This window comes from Specibacter sp. NPDC078709 (genome assembly GCF_040686795.1).
GTDB lineage: Bacteria > Actinomycetota > Actinomycetes > Actinomycetales > Micrococcaceae > Specibacter.
This window is the reverse complement of record NZ_JBFBLU010000007.1, coordinates 99,546-114,933: the sequence shown is the minus strand read 5'-3', so window position 1 is coordinate 114,933 and position 15,388 is coordinate 99,546. Positions and strand designations below refer to the sequence as shown.

At 60.8% G+C, this 15,388-nt stretch carries 13 protein-coding genes; 9 read left to right on the top strand and 4 right to left on the bottom strand.

Going from position 1 to position 15,388, the window contains the following annotated elements; translation table 11 throughout:
• Positions 1-5 precede the first annotated feature (5 nt).
• Positions 6-971: a hypothetical protein gene (locus AB0P14_RS13740; protein ID WP_363843228.1), complete on the bottom strand. Its 966-nt coding sequence runs from the start codon at positions 969-971 to the stop codon at positions 6-8.
• A gap of 143 nt (positions 972-1,114) precedes the next feature.
• On the opposite strand from AB0P14_RS13740, the gene AB0P14_RS13735 reads away from it, so the two are divergent.
• The 9 genes from AB0P14_RS13735 to asd all read left to right on the top strand — a co-directional run bounded on the left by AB0P14_RS13735 (position 1,115) and on the right by asd (position 11,540).
• Positions 1,115-1,825 carry a response regulator transcription factor gene (locus AB0P14_RS13735; RefSeq protein WP_363843225.1) on the top strand — a complete coding sequence of 237 codons (711 nt, stop codon included), beginning with the start codon at positions 1,115-1,117 and terminating at the stop codon, positions 1,823-1,825.
• Positions 1,826-2,438: 613 nt separating this feature from the next.
• Positions 2,439-3,419, top strand: a complete 981-nt coding sequence (mshD, locus tag AB0P14_RS13730) for a mycothiol synthase (protein WP_363843222.1) — start codon at positions 2,439-2,441, stop codon at positions 3,417-3,419.
• 99 nt (positions 3,420-3,518) lie between these two features.
• Positions 3,519-5,738 carry an RNA degradosome polyphosphate kinase gene (locus tag AB0P14_RS13725; protein WP_363843514.1) on the top strand — a complete coding sequence of 740 codons (2,220 nt, stop codon included), beginning with the start codon at positions 3,519-3,521 and terminating at the stop codon, positions 5,736-5,738.
• On the top strand, positions 5,738-6,703 hold the full coding sequence (locus AB0P14_RS13720; RefSeq protein ID WP_363843218.1) for an NUDIX hydrolase: 966 nt from the start codon (positions 5,738-5,740) through the stop codon (positions 6,701-6,703). The genes AB0P14_RS13725 and AB0P14_RS13720 overlap by 1 nt, the downstream gene beginning before the upstream one ends.
• A 75-nt stretch (positions 6,704-6,778) precedes the next feature.
• Positions 6,779-8,425, top strand: a complete 1,647-nt coding sequence (locus tag AB0P14_RS13715; protein WP_363843215.1) for a hypothetical protein — start codon at positions 6,779-6,781, stop codon at positions 8,423-8,425.
• Positions 8,426-8,430: 5 nt separating this feature from the next.
• Positions 8,431-8,874, top strand: coding sequence for a GntR family transcriptional regulator (locus AB0P14_RS13710; protein WP_363843212.1), 444 nt, complete (start codon positions 8,431-8,433; stop codon positions 8,872-8,874).
• Between the two features lie 64 nt (positions 8,875-8,938).
• The gene (locus AB0P14_RS13705; RefSeq protein WP_363843511.1) at positions 8,939-9,730 is read left to right on the top strand and encodes a thymidylate synthase; all 792 of its coding nucleotides are present in this window, start codon (positions 8,939-8,941) and stop codon (positions 9,728-9,730) included.
• A complete protein-coding gene (locus AB0P14_RS13700; RefSeq protein WP_363843209.1) occupies positions 9,727-10,302 on the top strand; it encodes a dihydrofolate reductase in 576 nt (191 codons plus the stop codon). Before AB0P14_RS13705 ends, AB0P14_RS13700 begins: the two co-directional genes overlap by 4 nt.
• 101 nt (positions 10,303-10,403) lie before the next feature.
• Entirely contained in the window at positions 10,404-11,540 is a 1,137-nt protein-coding gene (asd, locus tag AB0P14_RS13695; protein WP_363843206.1) for an aspartate-semialdehyde dehydrogenase, read from the top strand.
• A 120-nt stretch (positions 11,541-11,660) separates the two neighbouring features.
• On the opposite strand, the gene AB0P14_RS13690 is transcribed toward asd, so the two are convergent.
• From AB0P14_RS13690 to AB0P14_RS13680, 3 genes are all read right to left on the bottom strand, one after another.
• The gene (locus AB0P14_RS13690) at positions 11,661-12,836 is read right to left on the bottom strand and encodes a winged helix DNA-binding domain-containing protein (protein ID WP_363843203.1); all 1,176 of its coding nucleotides are present in this window, start codon (positions 12,834-12,836) and stop codon (positions 11,661-11,663) included.
• A 120-nt stretch (positions 12,837-12,956) separates the two neighbouring features.
• Entirely contained in the window at positions 12,957-14,084 is a 1,128-nt protein-coding gene (locus AB0P14_RS13685) for an acyl-CoA desaturase (protein WP_363843200.1), read from the bottom strand.
• Between the two features lie 218 nt (positions 14,085-14,302).
• Positions 14,303-15,388 carry a UDP-N-acetylmuramate dehydrogenase gene (locus AB0P14_RS13680; RefSeq protein ID WP_363843197.1) on the bottom strand — a complete coding sequence of 362 codons (1,086 nt, stop codon included), beginning with the start codon at positions 15,386-15,388 and terminating at the stop codon, positions 14,303-14,305.

The window sequence follows — 15,388 nt, the reverse complement described above, 5'->3', positions numbered from 1 at the left end:
GGAGGCTAGGACAGGAGGATTTTTTCAAGGAAATACACCATCGCCCCAATGGACAAGATGGGGCCCAGTGCCGCAGCGGCTGCAGCAGCCGCCAGACCGATGGTCCGCCTCGGAGCGCTGGCTGGCGCGCTAACCGGCGCGCTAACCGAAGCTCCAGCTGAAGCGCTAACTGAGTCGTTGGCATCAGAGAGTTCAGCTGTGGCGACTTCGGAGGCAGCGGTGGTGACATCTGTGGGGTCGACAGTTGCGGCGTCGACTGTTGCGGCTTCTGCAGTGAGCTTCTCAACGCTAGTTTCCTCTGCCACGAGCTTCTCAGCGGCACTGGCGCCCAGCGGCCCGGCAAGTGTTCGCAGACGCCTGAATGCGGCAATAACGGAAGCCACCACCGCGGCCAGCACCGCGGCTGGCACAATTCGCACATCTGAGAACAGCAGCGCTGCGAGCGGTCCGGCCAACACCGCTAGCACAATGGCCAAGGGCGCATTGACACGGTCCGGCCAAGGAAGCATCCCGGCAAGGAGCGCTACTGCTGCACTTATGGCAACAATGAGGTTCATACCCGGATCCCCCAGGAACCTGAAGGAGGCTACCCATCCGCAGGCGAACCCAGCTATTGCCACGCCGGCTCCTGCACCCAAGGTAGATTCCAGTCGGTGCTTCTGGCCGGTGCCCCGAATTAGTTGCACCACCATGATGGCTCCGAAGCCCACTGCAATGTAGATGGCGGACCAAGCCAGGTAGTCCCGGCCTTCAGCAAGTCCGGCAGTCAGTGCCGCCAAAACTCCAGTAAAAGCGATGACGGTGCCCAAAGTTTTTTTGGCCGGGATCCCCAGATAGTGGGGCCAGCCGTACCCAAAGATAGCAGCCAGCGCCATGCTGACTCCCACGGTGTAGGCAAGGCCGAGATAGTGCCCACCGACAAGCAGTGCCAAGGCAACGATTCCAATTAGTCCGGCTGTTGATGACTTCACACACCAATCCTGCCTTATTCTGCCGGTACACTGTGGAGCAACCCAGTCGCGGAGCGTTTTAGTTTTTTGCGGATGCTCCCGACGGGCTTTGCAGGTGGTCCTACGCTCAAAGATGCGCGGTTCATGCACTTTGTTAGGGAGATATGTCGCAGATTCTACTGCTGACCAACAACCACGGCACGTCCGTGGACGTTTTGCCTGCGCTTGAACTACTCAGCCACGAGATCCACATTCTGCCAGCCGTTCCCACTGCACTGCTTGATGCGCGGCCCTGCGAACTCATCATGGTTGATGCTCGCACGGACCTCGCCGGCTCCCGCTCCCTATGCCAGCTACTCCGAGCCACCGGCGTCAGCATTCCCTTGCTGCTGGTCCTCACCGAAGGCGGTATGGCCGTGGTAACCGCGGCTTGGGCAGCCGACGATGTGGTTCTGGACTCTGCCGGTCCAGCCGAGGTGGAAGCCCGCATCCGGCTGGTGCTCACCAAGATGGTCAGCACCGAACTGGAAGGCAATCAAGAAATTCACGCCGCCGGCATCGTCATCGATGAGGACAGCTACACAGCCCGAGTGCACGGGGCCGCACTGAACCTGACGTACAAGGAATTCGAGCTACTGAAGTACCTGGCCCAGCACCCAGGGAGGGTCTTCACCCGCGCCCAGCTCCTTAACGAGGTGTGGGGCTACGACTACTACGGCGGCACCCGCACAGTGGACGTGCACGTGCGTCGACTACGAGCCAAGCTCGGCAGTGAACATGAAAGCCTCATCAGCACCGTCCGCAATGTTGGCTACCGGCTGAGCGATTTCCGCAAACTAGAGGATTCCATGGCAGAGGCCGATGCGGAAGCCTAAGCGGACTCCCAACACCCGCGCTGATGCCCCAATGTTAACCGCGGGTGAGTGGTTAGCGGCCAGCCCGCTGGTGGCACATGTTGCATACAACGCTTTTCGGCCAGCTGGCGGGATCACAGAGCACTTGGCCGCACTCGAGTCCCCAGATATGGCCCCTTTAATCGCATATTCGGGGCCTTATCTGTCGTTTCGAGGATGGCGATCGCGGGATCTGGCCCTAACCCCTAACCCCTAGCCCTCGACGTAGCTACGGGCTAGAGGGTTAACGAAGAAGGCCCGCAACCATTTCGGTTGCGGACCTTCTTCTTCGCGTGGAGGACATACGGGTCGAACGTATCGAGGACACCCCACTGGTGCATCCCCCCAGTTTGCAGTCGGAACAGGCGTGTTACGTTGTGCCAGGAGTCCCTGCTGCCCTCAAACTCTATGCCAGCTCGCTATCACCGCGCAAACTCAAACATCTGCTGTGCAACCTAGGCAAGCAGCACGGTCCACCCAACCGCTACACGAGCAACCGGCACACGCTGACCAGCACACGAGCAAGAGGGCTCTTCGACACGTTATCCAGCGCCCAGTCTCGCAATACCCCAGCCGCGCACACTAGGCTGTGAGCATGAGCCCCGCAAAGACTGATAGCTGGCCGGTGACAGTAATCACAGGTGCCCCCGGACACGAGCTGTTGCAGGAAATCCAGACCGTGATTGCCGCTGCCGAGGATGCCGATGGCAACCCGCCGTTCTCAGAACAAACCTTGGTGGAACTGAAGTCCACCACCGCTGGCCCCCACAGTGTCCTGACCTTGCTCACCTATGCCCCGGAGGACGCTTCCCCCACCGTTGGGGAGGATCTGGCAGGGGTTGCGGTGGTTGTCCTGAACGGCAGCGAGGGTGTTCTGGAAATTGTGGTTCACCCCGCCTACCGCAATGACGGTGTTGGCGCCATACTTGCGGACAAACTCGTGGAGGTCCGAGGGCTACAAGGCATTAAGGCTTGGTCTCACGGCGATCATGAGGCGGCCGCAGATCTGGCCGCCAGCTACGGCTACCGCGCCATCCGCGAACTGTGGCGTATGCGCCTGGTCCGGCAGGCGCCGTCGTCCTCTGAACCGGTGACCACTACTAATTATGACGTGCCCGACGGCGTGACGTTGCGGACATTTGTGCCGCATCAGGACGAGGCCGCCTGGCTGGCCGCCAACGCCGCAGCTTTTTCCCACCACCCCGAGCAGGGCTCGCTGACCTTGGCTGATTTGCAGGCACGCATGGCCGAAGCATGGTTTGATCCGCAGGGATTCTTCCTCGCTGTGAACGAGACCGGGGAAATTTTGGGTTTCCACTGGACCAAAATTCATCCCGCTCGTGCAGGGCAGGCTGCCATGGGCGAGGTCTACGTTGTGGGTGTCACCCCGGCTGCCCAAGGCATGGGTTTAGGCAAAACCCTTACACGCCAAGGTATGGATTATCTGCAAAACGCCGGGCTGCGGGCAATTATGCTTTACGTTGACGCTGACAATGAAGCGGCAGTGTCGCTGTACCGCAAACTGGGATTCACCAAGTGGGACTCCGATGTGATGTACGGCCCGCTCTCCGCTTAGCCCGCCTGCGGTAGCAGCCAGACTTGTAATGTTGACTCCACCAGCTCCAACCACGAGGACTTATCGATGAAGCGCGAATATAAAGGCCCCCTCAATGCGATGGCCACACAGGGCCGGGAGCGCTTTATTGCTGGCGAAGTCCCGTCGGCTCGGGCTACCCAGGATCGAATTGAGATTCCCGAATTCGAGCCTTCCCTCGCCCCCGAAGGCCATGTCAGCCCCGACCGCTTCCTTGATCGGGAACTGAGCTGGCTGGCCTTTAACGCCCGGGTTCTGGAATTGGCTGAAGATCCCGATCTGCAGTTGCTGGAACGCGTCACGTTCTTGTCCATCTTCGCCTCGAACCTCGATGAGTTCTTCATGGTGCGGGTGGCTGGTTTGAAGCGCCGCATCGCCGCCGGTTTGGCCGTACCGTCCCCCGCTGGGCTCAGTCCTATGGAGGTGTTGGAGCAGATCAGCGACGCTGCCCATGAACTTCATGCCCGGCACGCGCATGTCTTTGCCAGCCAGATCCGTCCGGCACTGGCCTACGAACACATCCACCTTGTCCATTGGGACGAGCTCGATGACCCTTCCAAGGTTCAGCTTTCGAAGATGTTTGCCGAGAAGATGTTCCCCATCCTCACCCCGCTCGCGGTGGATCCGGCACACCCCTTCCCGTACATTTCGGGATTGTCCTTGAACTTGGCCGTTGTGGTGCGTAACCCTGTCAGCGATAAGGAACTCTTCGCTCGTCTGAAGGTGCCGGATCTGCTGCCCCGTCTGGTCTCCCTAGACGGTTCACGCGCCGGCACGGTCCCAGGCCGTGTGGCCCGCTTCATCCCCCTGGAAGAGGTCATTGCCCAGCACCTTGACCAGCTGTTCCCTGGCATGGAGATTGTTGAGCACCACACCTTCCGGGTGACCCGCAATGAGGACCTCGAAGTTGAAGAGGACGACGCCGAGAACCTCCTGCAGGCGCTGGAGAAGGAGTTGCTTCGCCGTAAGTTCGGCCCGCCGGTGCGCCTTGAAGTTGCCACCGACATCAACCCCAGCATCCTGGAGCTGTTGGTGAGAGAGCTCGATGTTGAGGAGTCGGAGGTGTACTTCCTGCCAGCTCCGTTGGATCTGCGTGGTTTGTCCATCATTGGCGGAATTGACCGGCCGGATCTGCGCTACCCCAAGCACGTGGCCCACACCTCCCGTGATCTGAACGCGTCAGAGACCTCCAAAGCGGCTAACGTCTTTGCGGCCATGCGCCGTCGTGACATTCTGCTGCACCATCCTTACGACGCCTTCTCCACATCAGTGCAGGCCTTCTTGGAACAGGCCGCGGCCGATCCCAAGGTGCGCGCTATCAAGCAGACCTTGTACAGGACTTCCGGCGACTCCCCTATTGTTGATGCCTTGGTGGACGCCGCCGAGGCCGGCAAGCAGGTTCTGGCATTGGTAGAAATCAAGGCCCGTTTTGATGAACAGGCCAATATTTCATGGGCCCGCAAGCTGGAACAGGCTGGCGTGCACGTGGTCTACGGCATTGTTGGGCTGAAGACCCATTGCAAGCTCTCGCTGGTGGTCCGGCAGGAGCAGGACGGACTGCGCCGCTACTGCCACATCGGCACCGGAAACTACCATCCCCGCACGGCTAGGTACTACGAGGATTTGGGGCTGCTGACGGCGGATAACCAGGTGGGCGAGGACCTATCCAAGTTGTTCAACCAACTCTCGGGTTACGCCCCCAAGACCTCCTTCGACAGGTTGCTGGTGGCCCCCCGTTCCGTGCGGAGCGGTCTCATCGACTTGATCGATGCCGAGATTGCGAACAAGAAGGCCGGGCTACCGGCGCAGGTTCGCATCAAGGTCAACTCCATGGTGGATGAAGCCATCATTGATTCCCTTTACCGTGCCTCGCAGGCTGGCGTAGAGGTTGGCGTGATTGTGCGCGGCATTTGTTCGCTGCGTCCCGGAGTTCCCGGCCTCAGTGAAAACATCACTGTCCGTTCGGTGCTTGGCCGTTTCCTGGAGCACTCGCGGGTGTTCACCTTCGCCAACGGCGGCGGCGACGACAACAGCATTGTGTACTTTGGTTCTGCCGACATGATGCACCGGAACTTGGACCGCCGCGTCGAGGCTCTGGTCAGGCTGTCCAACCGTGAAGACATTGCCGAAGTGAACTCACTGATGAACCGGTACCTCGACCCGGCAACGGCCAGCTGGCATCTGGATAATGAGGGCGAATGGAAACGTCACCACCTTGATGCTGACGGAAACCCGCTGCTCGATGTCCAGTCCTGGCTGCTGGCCAGCCGGTCACGTTCGCGATCTGCACAGCACCGTTAATGCGAAACAAGGAACACCTCGATGAACCGGTGGATGAGGGCACAGCTGTCTCCATCTATGCAGCTGGCGCCCTCTGCTGGCGCACTAAAAAGAAGAAACTTGAAGTGCTTCTGATCCACCGTCAGCGGTACGACGATTGGTCCTGGCCCAAGGGCAAGCTGGACAAGGGCGAAACCCTTCCCGAATGCGCTGTCCGGGAAGTGTCTGAGGAGGTGGGCCTGCCCATCACCTTGGGCATTCCCCTTTCTTCCATTCGCTATGCCGTCAAGTCTGGCTGCAAGGAAGTCCACTACTGGGCTGCCGCCGCCGGTGACATGCCGGTGCTCCCGGACGGAAAGGAAGTGAATGAGGTCCTTTGGTGCAGTCCTAGCAAAGCCCGTGAGCTCCTGTCTAACCCATCGGATCTGGAGCCTTTGGAAGCACTGGTGTCCGCCTACGACCGTTCCCGGCTGAGCACCTGGCCGCTGCTGATTATTCGGCATGCCAAGGCAAAGCCGCGTTCGGCGTGGACCCGGGCTGAAGGTGAACGACCGCTGGCGGCAACTGGCATGCGGCAGGCTCTCTACTTACAGCGGCTGCTTATGGCTTGGCACCCAAACCGCATCTACACCAGCGGCTGGATGCGCTGCATTTCCACCATCTCCCCGTACGCTCAGCACACCAAAGCCAAGGTCAAGGTGGTGCAGCGTTTGACGGAAGCCGATCACAACCGGCACCCGGCAAAGGTCACAGCAGTTGTTGAAAAATTGCTGACGCGCTCGTCGGCCACTGGCCTGTGTACGCATCGACCGGTGCTGCCCACCGTACTGAAAGCCTTGGCCACGCATATGCCGGCAGAAATGCGTAAATCCTTGCCGATACAGGACCCTCATCTGTCCCCCGGCGAAGTCCTCATTGCACACGTCTCCTTGGATGAACCGGGCACGATCGTGGCTCTGGAGCAGCACAAACCTTACGACGACTGACATCGGCACCCACTAGCACCGATGAATCTTTGTACCGTACACTCGGTACAAAGATTCATCGGTTATGGGGGCAAGATGTTTGGTATCAACTGGATGGAAAAGCTCATCGTCTTGGGCACCGCGGGCATCGGCATAGCCGTCGTGACCTACTTTATTCTGCGCGTATTTGTGTGGACTAAGGGGCAATCCAAATCCTTGGAGTACATCCGCAGGCATGCGTATTGGACCGGGCTGATCGCGTGGGCCGTCAGCAGCCTGTCGGGAGCCAACCGGGCGGGAATCTACGATCCCGGCCAGTTTTACGCAAGCAACTGGTCCACCATCCCCTGGTTTGCCATCCTCGGCCCGGTGGTGGCGGTACTCGCGGTCCACACCATCGGTCAATCCACCTGGCCCGCACCAAAGTCACCCCGCCGTATAGCCGTCCTAGAGTTTCGACGGACCCGCGACTACGTTGAGCCAGCACTGGGCTGGACTGTGGCCGGCATCTTCACACTGACAGCAGCTATTACGACGTTTCTCTTCTTCGCCCCCGGACTCATCTCCGCCAAAAGTGTCATTCTCGGTGAGACCGGTCAATCCTCCCAGACCGAGTACGGCCGGGCACCCGGCTATGTTTTGGCAGTGTCATTGACCGTAGCGCTCGTTGCCTTGGCCGCTGGCACTCTGTTGGTCATGCGCCTGATTGCCTCACGCAGATCTCTTGAGCATCTGACTCCGGAGCAAAACAAGACCCTACGCACAATTGGCATGAACCGTTTGCTGCGTGTTTCAGCAACGGTGGCTTCAGGGCTTGGCGCCATTGCGGGCAACTATTTGATGCAGCCCGCGCCGGACTCTACCGCGACATCTTGGGTAAACTGGCTGGCCATCATCAACATGGTGGTCCTGATCGCCATGCTCCTGTGGAAGCCTCCGTTCTTGGATTCTGAAACCGACGACGCCGGATACAACGCTTTGTTCAACACCGGCCGATCTGTAGCGACGTCCGCAGGAGACGGCCCCGCCGCGGCCAAACTGAGCAACGCGGCAGGTGTAACGGCGCCTATTGCTGGCACCCTTGGTCTCCTTGTTGGGCTGCTGACGATCCCTTGGTTTGGCTGGCTGGGTCCACTCACTCTCGCCCTAGTTTTCGTGCTGCTCTCACACTTGGGCTTGGAACTCTTGTTACGAAAAAACTACGCCACACCTGGCACTACCCGGACCCAGCTCAAGGCTGCCGTCCCCACAACTCTTCTTGTCGCCATTGCTATTGGTGGGCTCAGTCTCGTTCCTATGCTCAGCATGGTGAGCAGCATCAACAAGGGCGGCATGTACGACTGGCCCAGCTTTGGTAGCTCCACACCCCACTTCTTGGTTCCTCTTATCTGCGCCGTGGCGCTCGTGGGCGGAGGCGTAGCTTCGGCAGCGGTTGTCCTTCGGAGCCCTAGCTTGAGCAACGCGTCGGAATTGCTGGATAGAACGCTGCGCAGGCGCTCTTTGTTTAGAATCTGCCGGACAGTGGGCGGTGGCTTGTTCGCACTTTTGGCGGCCGCTTCACTGAACGTAGGAACGGAGCCAACGTTTGGCGGGGAGTCAGCGAGTTCTGAGTTCGGGATGGTCGGCGCGTTCTGCCTTGTGGTGGCAGCTACCCTCTGCTTCTACCCGGTACGGGGCTTCACACCTGCCGATTTCATGCCAGCAGCAGCGAACGCTACGGGCACCACGAGTCTGAACAAGTAGCGCCCATGGACGCTCAGATTGTCATTGACCTGCAAACGGGAACTCCTCCCTACGAACAGATCCAGACTCAGATCTCCTCGCTCATCGCCGTCGGTGAACTCCCGCTCGGTACGCGCCTGCCGACTGTCCGCGCCTTGGCCGCCGACCTTGGCGTCGCCGCAGGCACGGTGGCCCGAGCCTACAAGGAGCTCGAGTCGGCAGGGATCGTCATCACCAACCGGCGCCAAGGAACTGTGGTTGCGAAAAGCGAGTCTCGACAGGCTCGACTAGCGCAGGCTCGCCCGGCGGACGCCGGGTCTGGACACGTTCCACCACCGGAGACGACGGGTGATGCCGTTGAGGTGATGGCCGCCGTCGACCATCTCATTAATGTGGGTGAGGCAGCCGGGCTGGATGCCAAGATGATTGTCACATTACTCCAGGGCCGCCTAAACCAGCGCGGCAAGTAGAAGTAGACTGTTTGGTGTGACTGCTATCATCCATACCTCGTCAATTTTGACCCCGTACGAAGACATGCTGCGCGATGTGCTGGCCAACGGCACCGCGAAGTCAGACCGCACCGGCACCGGCACGCGCAGCGTTTTTGGCCGGCAGCTGCGCTTTGATCTGAGCGAGAGTTTCCCGCTGATCACCACGAAGCGGGTGCATTTCAAGTCGGTCGCCATGGAGCTGTTGTGGTTCCTGCGCGGCGATTCGAATGTGCGTTGGCTGCAGGAAAACGGCGTCAAGATTTGGAATGAGTGGGCGGACGACGCCGGCGAGCTGGGTCCCGTCTATGGCGTCCAGTGGCGCTCGTGGCCCACGCCGGACGGGGAGCACATCGACCAGATTTCCACCGTCATGGACTCGCTGCGGGACAACCCGGATTCGCGCCGTCACATTGTCTCGGCCTGGAATGTTGGCGAGTTGAAGAACATGGCGTTGCCGCCGTGCCACGCCTTCTTCCAGTTCTATGTTGCCCCCACCGAGGACGGCCGCGGCAAGCTCAGCTGCCAGCTGTACCAGCGCTCGGCGGATACTTTCTTGGGTGTGCCGTTCAACATTGCCTCCTATGCTTTGCTGACCATGATGATGGCGCAGCAACTGGACATGGAGCCCGGCGAGTTCATTTGGACCGGCGGCGACGTTCACATCTACGACGATCACCAGACTCAGGTTGCCGAGCAGCTTTCCCGGGAACCGTACCCGTACCCAAAACTGCGCTTCACCCGCAAGCCTGACTCGATCTTTGATTACGATTTTGCAGACTTTGAACTGGTCGATTACCAGCACCACCCTTCGATTAAGGCGCCGATAGCAGTATGAGCGAGTCCCCCTCCACTTACCGTTTTACCCAGCCCATTGTTGGCATGATCTGGGCGCAGACCAACCAAGGCGTCATTGGGGCTGAGGGCGGCATGCCCTGGCACCTGCCCGAGGACATGGCTCACTTCAAGCGCGTCACCCTAGGCCACCCCGTGGTCATGGGGCGCAAAACGTGGGAATCGTTCCCGGATAGGTTCCGTCCGCTTCCGGAGCGCACCAACATCGTGGTGACCCGGCAGCAGGGGTGGGGTTCCACTCCTGAGGCGAGTGGCGCCGTCGTGCTTGACTCCTTGGAGGAGGCACTCGTTGAGGCGCAGTTCTCCCCCGGCGGCAACGAGGTGTGGGTCATTGGTGGCGGGGAAATCTTTGAACAGGCTGCCGAGCATTGCAATGTGGCCGTGGTGACCGTCATCAATACAGACGTTCCCGGCGATACGCAGGCGCCGGGGCTGGGCCAGGAATGGACGTTCCGTGGGGCGTCGCCGCTGCAGGGCTGGCACACCTCCAAGAACGGCACCGAGTACCGGATCACCATGTGGGCCAAGGGCGAGACGGAATTTTCGGCCGAATAACACTGCCCCCGGCCTCCACGGAGGCGCGAAACGCCGTCGTACATGTTCATTAGATGACACGCATTTGCCGTCAGTTTGCCCTACCCCCGTAAACTTGGAACATGACCAATAACAATGTTCCTTCCGTCGGCCTTGTCGGCTGGCGCGGCATGGTCGGTTCCGTTCTGATGCAGCGAATGCAGGACGAAGGCGACTTCGGCGATATCAACCCCGTTTTCTTCTCCACCTCGAACGCCGGCGGCAACGCCCCGGTGATTACAGGCGCTGGCGATGCCGGCAAGCTCGAAGACGCCTTTGATATTGATACGTTGGCGAAACTTCCCATTATTGTCACCGCCCAGGGCGGGGATTACACCAGCCAGGTGCACACCGATTTGCGCAAGCGCGGCTGGGACGGCCTCTGGCTGGACGCCGCCTCCACCCTGCGCATGAACGACGATTCCATCATTGTGCTGGACCCCGTCAACCGCGACGTCATCGACGCCGGTCTGGCCAACGGCACCAAGGACTTCATCGGCGGCAACTGCACCGTCTCCTGCATGCTCATGGGCTTGGGCGGGCTGTTCAAAAACAACCTGGTCGAGTGGGGCACCTCCATGACCTACCAGGCAGCTTCCGGCGGCGGCGCCCGCCACATGCGCGAACTCCTGAACCAGTTCGGCACGCTCAACTCCGAGGTGTCTAGCGAACTGGAGAACCCGGCGTCGGCCATCTTGGACATTGACCGCAAGGTCCTGGCCCACCAGCGCGAGGGCGTTGACTCCTCGCAGTTCGGCGTGCCGCTGGCCGGTTCCTTGATCCCCTGGATCGATGCCGATTTGGGCAATGGCCAGTCCAAGGAAGAGTGGAAGGCCGGGGTCGAGACCAACAAGATTCTAGGCACCTCCGCCGAAAACCAGATCATCATGGACGGCCTCTGCGTACGCATTGGCGCCATGCGCTCCCACTCCCAGGCGCTCACGCTCAAGCTGCGCGAGGACCTGTCCGTGGCCGAGATCGAATCGCTGCTGGGCAACGACAACGAGTGGGCCAAGGTCATTCCCAACACCAAGGAAGCCTCCATGGCGGACCTGACCCCTGTGGCGGCATCGGGCACACTGGATATCCCCGTGGGCCGCATCCGCAAGATGGAAATGGGCCCGGAATACATCAGCGCGTTCACCGTGGGCGACCAGCTCCTCTGGGGTGCCGCCGAGCCGCTGCGCCGCATGCTCAAGATCGCCGTCGGCACGCTCTAACGTACGGCCAGGGTGCGAAAAATGCGCCCGTCCCCCAAAAATGCGCCCGCTCTACGGGGCGCATTTTTGGGGGACGGGCGCATTTTTGATTCCTAGAGTTGGCGGAGCGTGGGCCGCTGGTTATTTTCCGAGGAATTTGGCGTATTTCTTCGCTGCTGTGTCCAAGGCCTTCATTTGCGCCAGACTAATTCCTGCAAAAAGCTCCGGAAGTACGACGCCGGCCAGTTGCCTTTGCTTCTCCCCCGCACCCTGCGCTTTGCGCCAGGTGCCCACCACTTGCCCGCCCACTAGAACAGTCGCCTTGAACATCCCGTTATTGCCAGGCACCGTCAACGGGGCGTGTTGCGGGGCCAGTGCGGCGCTGCGGTCCGTGTAGCCCAGCAGATATTCGTCGAATCCTGGAAGTAGGAGGAGCGATCTGACGCCGGGGACGTTCGCTTTTGAGGTGCTGCCTCCGAGCAGCTCTACCGTTTCCGGAGCCAAATAGTAGTTGACACCGTTGCAGTCGATTGTTTCCAGCTGCTCCTTCACCTGTGCAAGCCCTGCGTTGATGTCCTTGAGGGTCAGCTTGGCCCACCACTGGAAGTCCTTGATGGTTGCCGGTCCGTGGCTGCGGAAGTAGCGCAGTGTCAGCTCGGCCAAGGCTTGGTCCCGTTCCAGCACGCGCGGGTTCTTGATCCAGTGCTCGCTGCGGACAAAGAACTGGGTGTTGCCATTGCCGGCTGCGGTATTTATGGGGCCTTGCACCAATGTGCCCTGCAGACACAGCATGAGGATCAAATGTATCCCCCGTTGCGCTTTGGTCTGCTGCCCGGCCTGCTCAAAGGCGGCCAATAGGGCGTCCCGGGAGACTCTCCCGCCAGTCTGCTCGCAGCCGGGATGCCTCTCGCCTGACTGATCCAGCAGCGCAACGGCAAGCTCGCGCACTTTCTCAACATCCGTCGTCGTGATTCCCAGTTCACGGTGGCGGGCGGCCAAACTGGTGATCATTCGATCGCGGGTGAGGGCCAGAATCCAGCCCAGATCCTCGGCGGCGCTGACGTGGAGGGTCCCGCGCATGGGCCACGAGCGCACCAGCTCGCCGCGGTTGAAGGCTGCTTCAATGTCGGCGCGAGTGCTTCCGGGGCTCCGTAGACCGATGGACCACAGCGCGCCCGGGAAGTCCTGCCCCTGCAAGGCCGTCAGCGAACGCACAACGTCCACCGGCCCCGGTGTGGGACTGGTGGACGTTGGCAGGATTCCTTGTGCTGCAAGACGCAGCCGGGCAAGTGTGGGCGGGGTGAGTTTGACGCTCATTCACCCACTCTAATGGCGGCCGACGACGTGGTGGGCCCACGCGCCTGAGGATCCCCTGGCCGAGTATCCCGTGGCCTAGTATCCCGTGGCCGAGCGAAGCGAGGTTGGGGAGGGCTGGTGTCAGCGGGCGGTGCGCATGCTCGCCGTGATGGGGCACTCGAAGGGATCGCGCTGGCCCAGACCTACCTTGTTCAGGTATCGCATGACAATCATGTAGGACTGTCCCAGCGTGGTCTCCGTGTAGGTGATGTTGCGCTCGGCGCAGTACTCGCGAACCATCGGCTGAACGGCCTTGAGGTTCTTGGAGGACATGGTGGGGAACAAGTGGTGTTCGATCTGGTAGTTCAGACCACCCATGCCAACATCAACCCACCAGCCACCGGAAATGTTGCGGCTCATGAGGGTCTGGCGGCGCATGAAGTCGATCTTGACGTCCTTGGGAACTAGCGGCATGCCCTTGTGGTTGGGTGCGAATGCGCAACCCATGTACAGGCCCAGGCCCATGATCTGCACGGCTACGAATGCCAAGCCGATGCCCCAGCCCAGGAACCAGACGGTGAAGGCCGGAAGCAGAACGAGGCGGACTACGAGCAGTGCAATCTCGGCCGTGCGTTCAGGCACAACCTGCTTGCGGTCAAGGACTCGCTTGACCGCGGCGATGTGGAGGTCAAGAGCGGCCAGTGTCAGCAGCGGGAAGAAGAAAGCACCTTGGCGGCGGGCGAACCATTTGGCGAAGCCGGTGCGCTTGGCGGCGTTCTCGGGGTCGAATACGAGGGCGCCGGGATCGATGTCGCCGTCAACACCAATCTTGTTCGGGTTCAGGTGGTGCTTACCGTGCTTGTTCATCCACCAGCCGTAGCTGAGGCCAACAAACAGGTTTCCGGTGATGCGGGCCAGCCATGCGTTCTTCTTCGCGGAGGCGAACACCTGACGGTGGGCGGCGTCGTGGGAAATGAAGGCGGTCTGCGTGCACATAAAGGCGAAGAGCACGGCCGTGATCATCTGCCACCAGGTCTGCCCCAGTGTCAGGAACAACGCCAGCACCGCCAAGTAGCCGATGCCTTGGCGGATCATGCGCAGCACGTACCATTTGATGTCGCGCTCCATGTAGCCAGCGGCGCGGACCTGCTCGGTCAGCTGGATGAAATCGGTGACGTGGCGGTCGCGGGCAGGACGTTTCTTAGCTGGCTTGGGCAGCACAGTGGCTTCATCCAGTACATCCGGGGTGTCAAGTATTGCCGATGACATGAGGCTCCTCGCGCTGGCCCGCCCGAAGGAATCACCAGTTAATAGAAATCAGAATCTTTCCATTAACACTATGAAAATCCTGGGCGGTCCACATCACACTCGGGAGCCGTCTTAACCCCCTACCCGGGTAGGGGTGCGCGCCGGTGTTGAGCCCACGACCGCGAGGGGCCCCGGCCGAGGTACGAGGTTGGGGAGCGGTGTTGGGGAGCGGGTGGGGACTACAGCGTGCAACCCACCAGCACTGGTTCGGGAACCAGGGTGATACCGAATTCACGCACGACGCCGTCCCGCACCTCGCGCGCGATCGCCAGGATATCCTCGGCGCGAGCCCCGCCACGGTTGGTGATGGCGAGGCTGTGCTTCGTGGACAGGGAAGCGCGCGGCGGGGTCCCGGCGTCGTACTTGGTATTTGTGAGTTCACCGGCCAACCCAAAGCCCTTGGCGAACCCTGCGTGCTCAATGAGCCAGGCGGCGCTGAGTTTGACCAGTTCGTCTACTGGCCAGCGCGGGGCGTCCTCGGGCAGAGTTGCGGCGATCTCGGCGGAGACAATGGGGTTGGTGAAGAAGGAACCGGTGGAGAAGGTGTCGCGGTCGGCCGGGTCAAGGACCATGCCCTTGGATGCGCGCAGGGCCAGCACGGTGCGGCGTAGTTCCAGCGAATTGGCGCGCTTGCCCACCTCTACTTCGAGGCGGCGGGCCAGCTCGGCATATTTCACGGGTGCACTCATGCGGCCCAGCAGCAGCTGGAATTCCACGGTCAGGACCACATAGCGCGGGGAGCCGTTGACGGTGGCGGCCTTCAACAATGAATCACGGTAGCCGAACTTCAGCTCATGGTTGGTGAAGGTGTGGACAGCGTTTTTCTCCCTGTCCCAGGTGCGTACGGCGGCAATGGTCTGTGCCACCTCGCTGCCGTAGGCGCCCACGTTTTGCACGGGCGTTGCCCCTGCGCTGCCGGGAATGCCGGAGAGTGCTTCGAGCCCACTCCAGGCATGGAGCACCGTTTGGTGGACAAAGTCGTCCCAGTTGTGGCCGGCCTGCACAACCACCGAGGCGCCACCGCAGGAGTCTTCTGAATTCGCCACGAAACCCTGGCTGGCGATCTTCAGAACGGTGCCGGCGAAGCCGTCGTCCGAGACCAGCAGATTGGAGCCACCGCCAAGGATTAGAAGTGGCTCACCGGACTCGTCCGCGGCCTTGACAGCTGCAATAATCTCCGCTTCGGTGGTGGCCTCAACGTAGTTGCGGGCGGGGCCTCCCACGTCAAGGGTGGTCAGGGAACTCAGAAGCTTTTGCTCATTCAC

Coding starts and splice junctions, on each gene's coding strand:
- AB0P14_RS13720 (WP_363843218.1), top strand. CDS start 5,738: ATGCGAAACAAGGAACACCTCGATGAACCGGTGGATGAGGGCACAGCT.
- AB0P14_RS13735 (WP_363843225.1), top strand. CDS start 1,115: ATGTCGCAGATTCTACTGCTGACCAACAACCACGGCACGTCCGTGGAC.
- asd (WP_363843206.1), top strand. CDS start 10,404: ATGACCAATAACAATGTTCCTTCCGTCGGCCTTGTCGGCTGGCGCGGC.
- AB0P14_RS13685 (WP_363843200.1), bottom strand. CDS start 14,084: ATGTCATCGGCAATACTTGACACCCCGGATGTACTGGATGAAGCCACT.
- AB0P14_RS13700 (WP_363843209.1), top strand. CDS start 9,727: ATGAGCGAGTCCCCCTCCACTTACCGTTTTACCCAGCCCATTGTTGGC.
- mshD (WP_363843222.1), top strand. CDS start 2,439: ATGAGCCCCGCAAAGACTGATAGCTGGCCGGTGACAGTAATCACAGGT.
- AB0P14_RS13725 (WP_363843514.1), top strand. CDS start 3,519: ATGGCCACACAGGGCCGGGAGCGCTTTATTGCTGGCGAAGTCCCGTCG.
- AB0P14_RS13715 (WP_363843215.1), top strand. CDS start 6,779: ATGTTTGGTATCAACTGGATGGAAAAGCTCATCGTCTTGGGCACCGCG.
- AB0P14_RS13690 (WP_363843203.1), bottom strand. CDS start 12,836: ATGAGCGTCAAACTCACCCCGCCCACACTTGCCCGGCTGCGTCTTGCA.
- AB0P14_RS13710 (WP_363843212.1), top strand. CDS start 8,431: ATGGACGCTCAGATTGTCATTGACCTGCAAACGGGAACTCCTCCCTAC.
- AB0P14_RS13705 (WP_363843511.1), top strand. CDS start 8,939: ATGCTGCGCGATGTGCTGGCCAACGGCACCGCGAAGTCAGACCGCACC.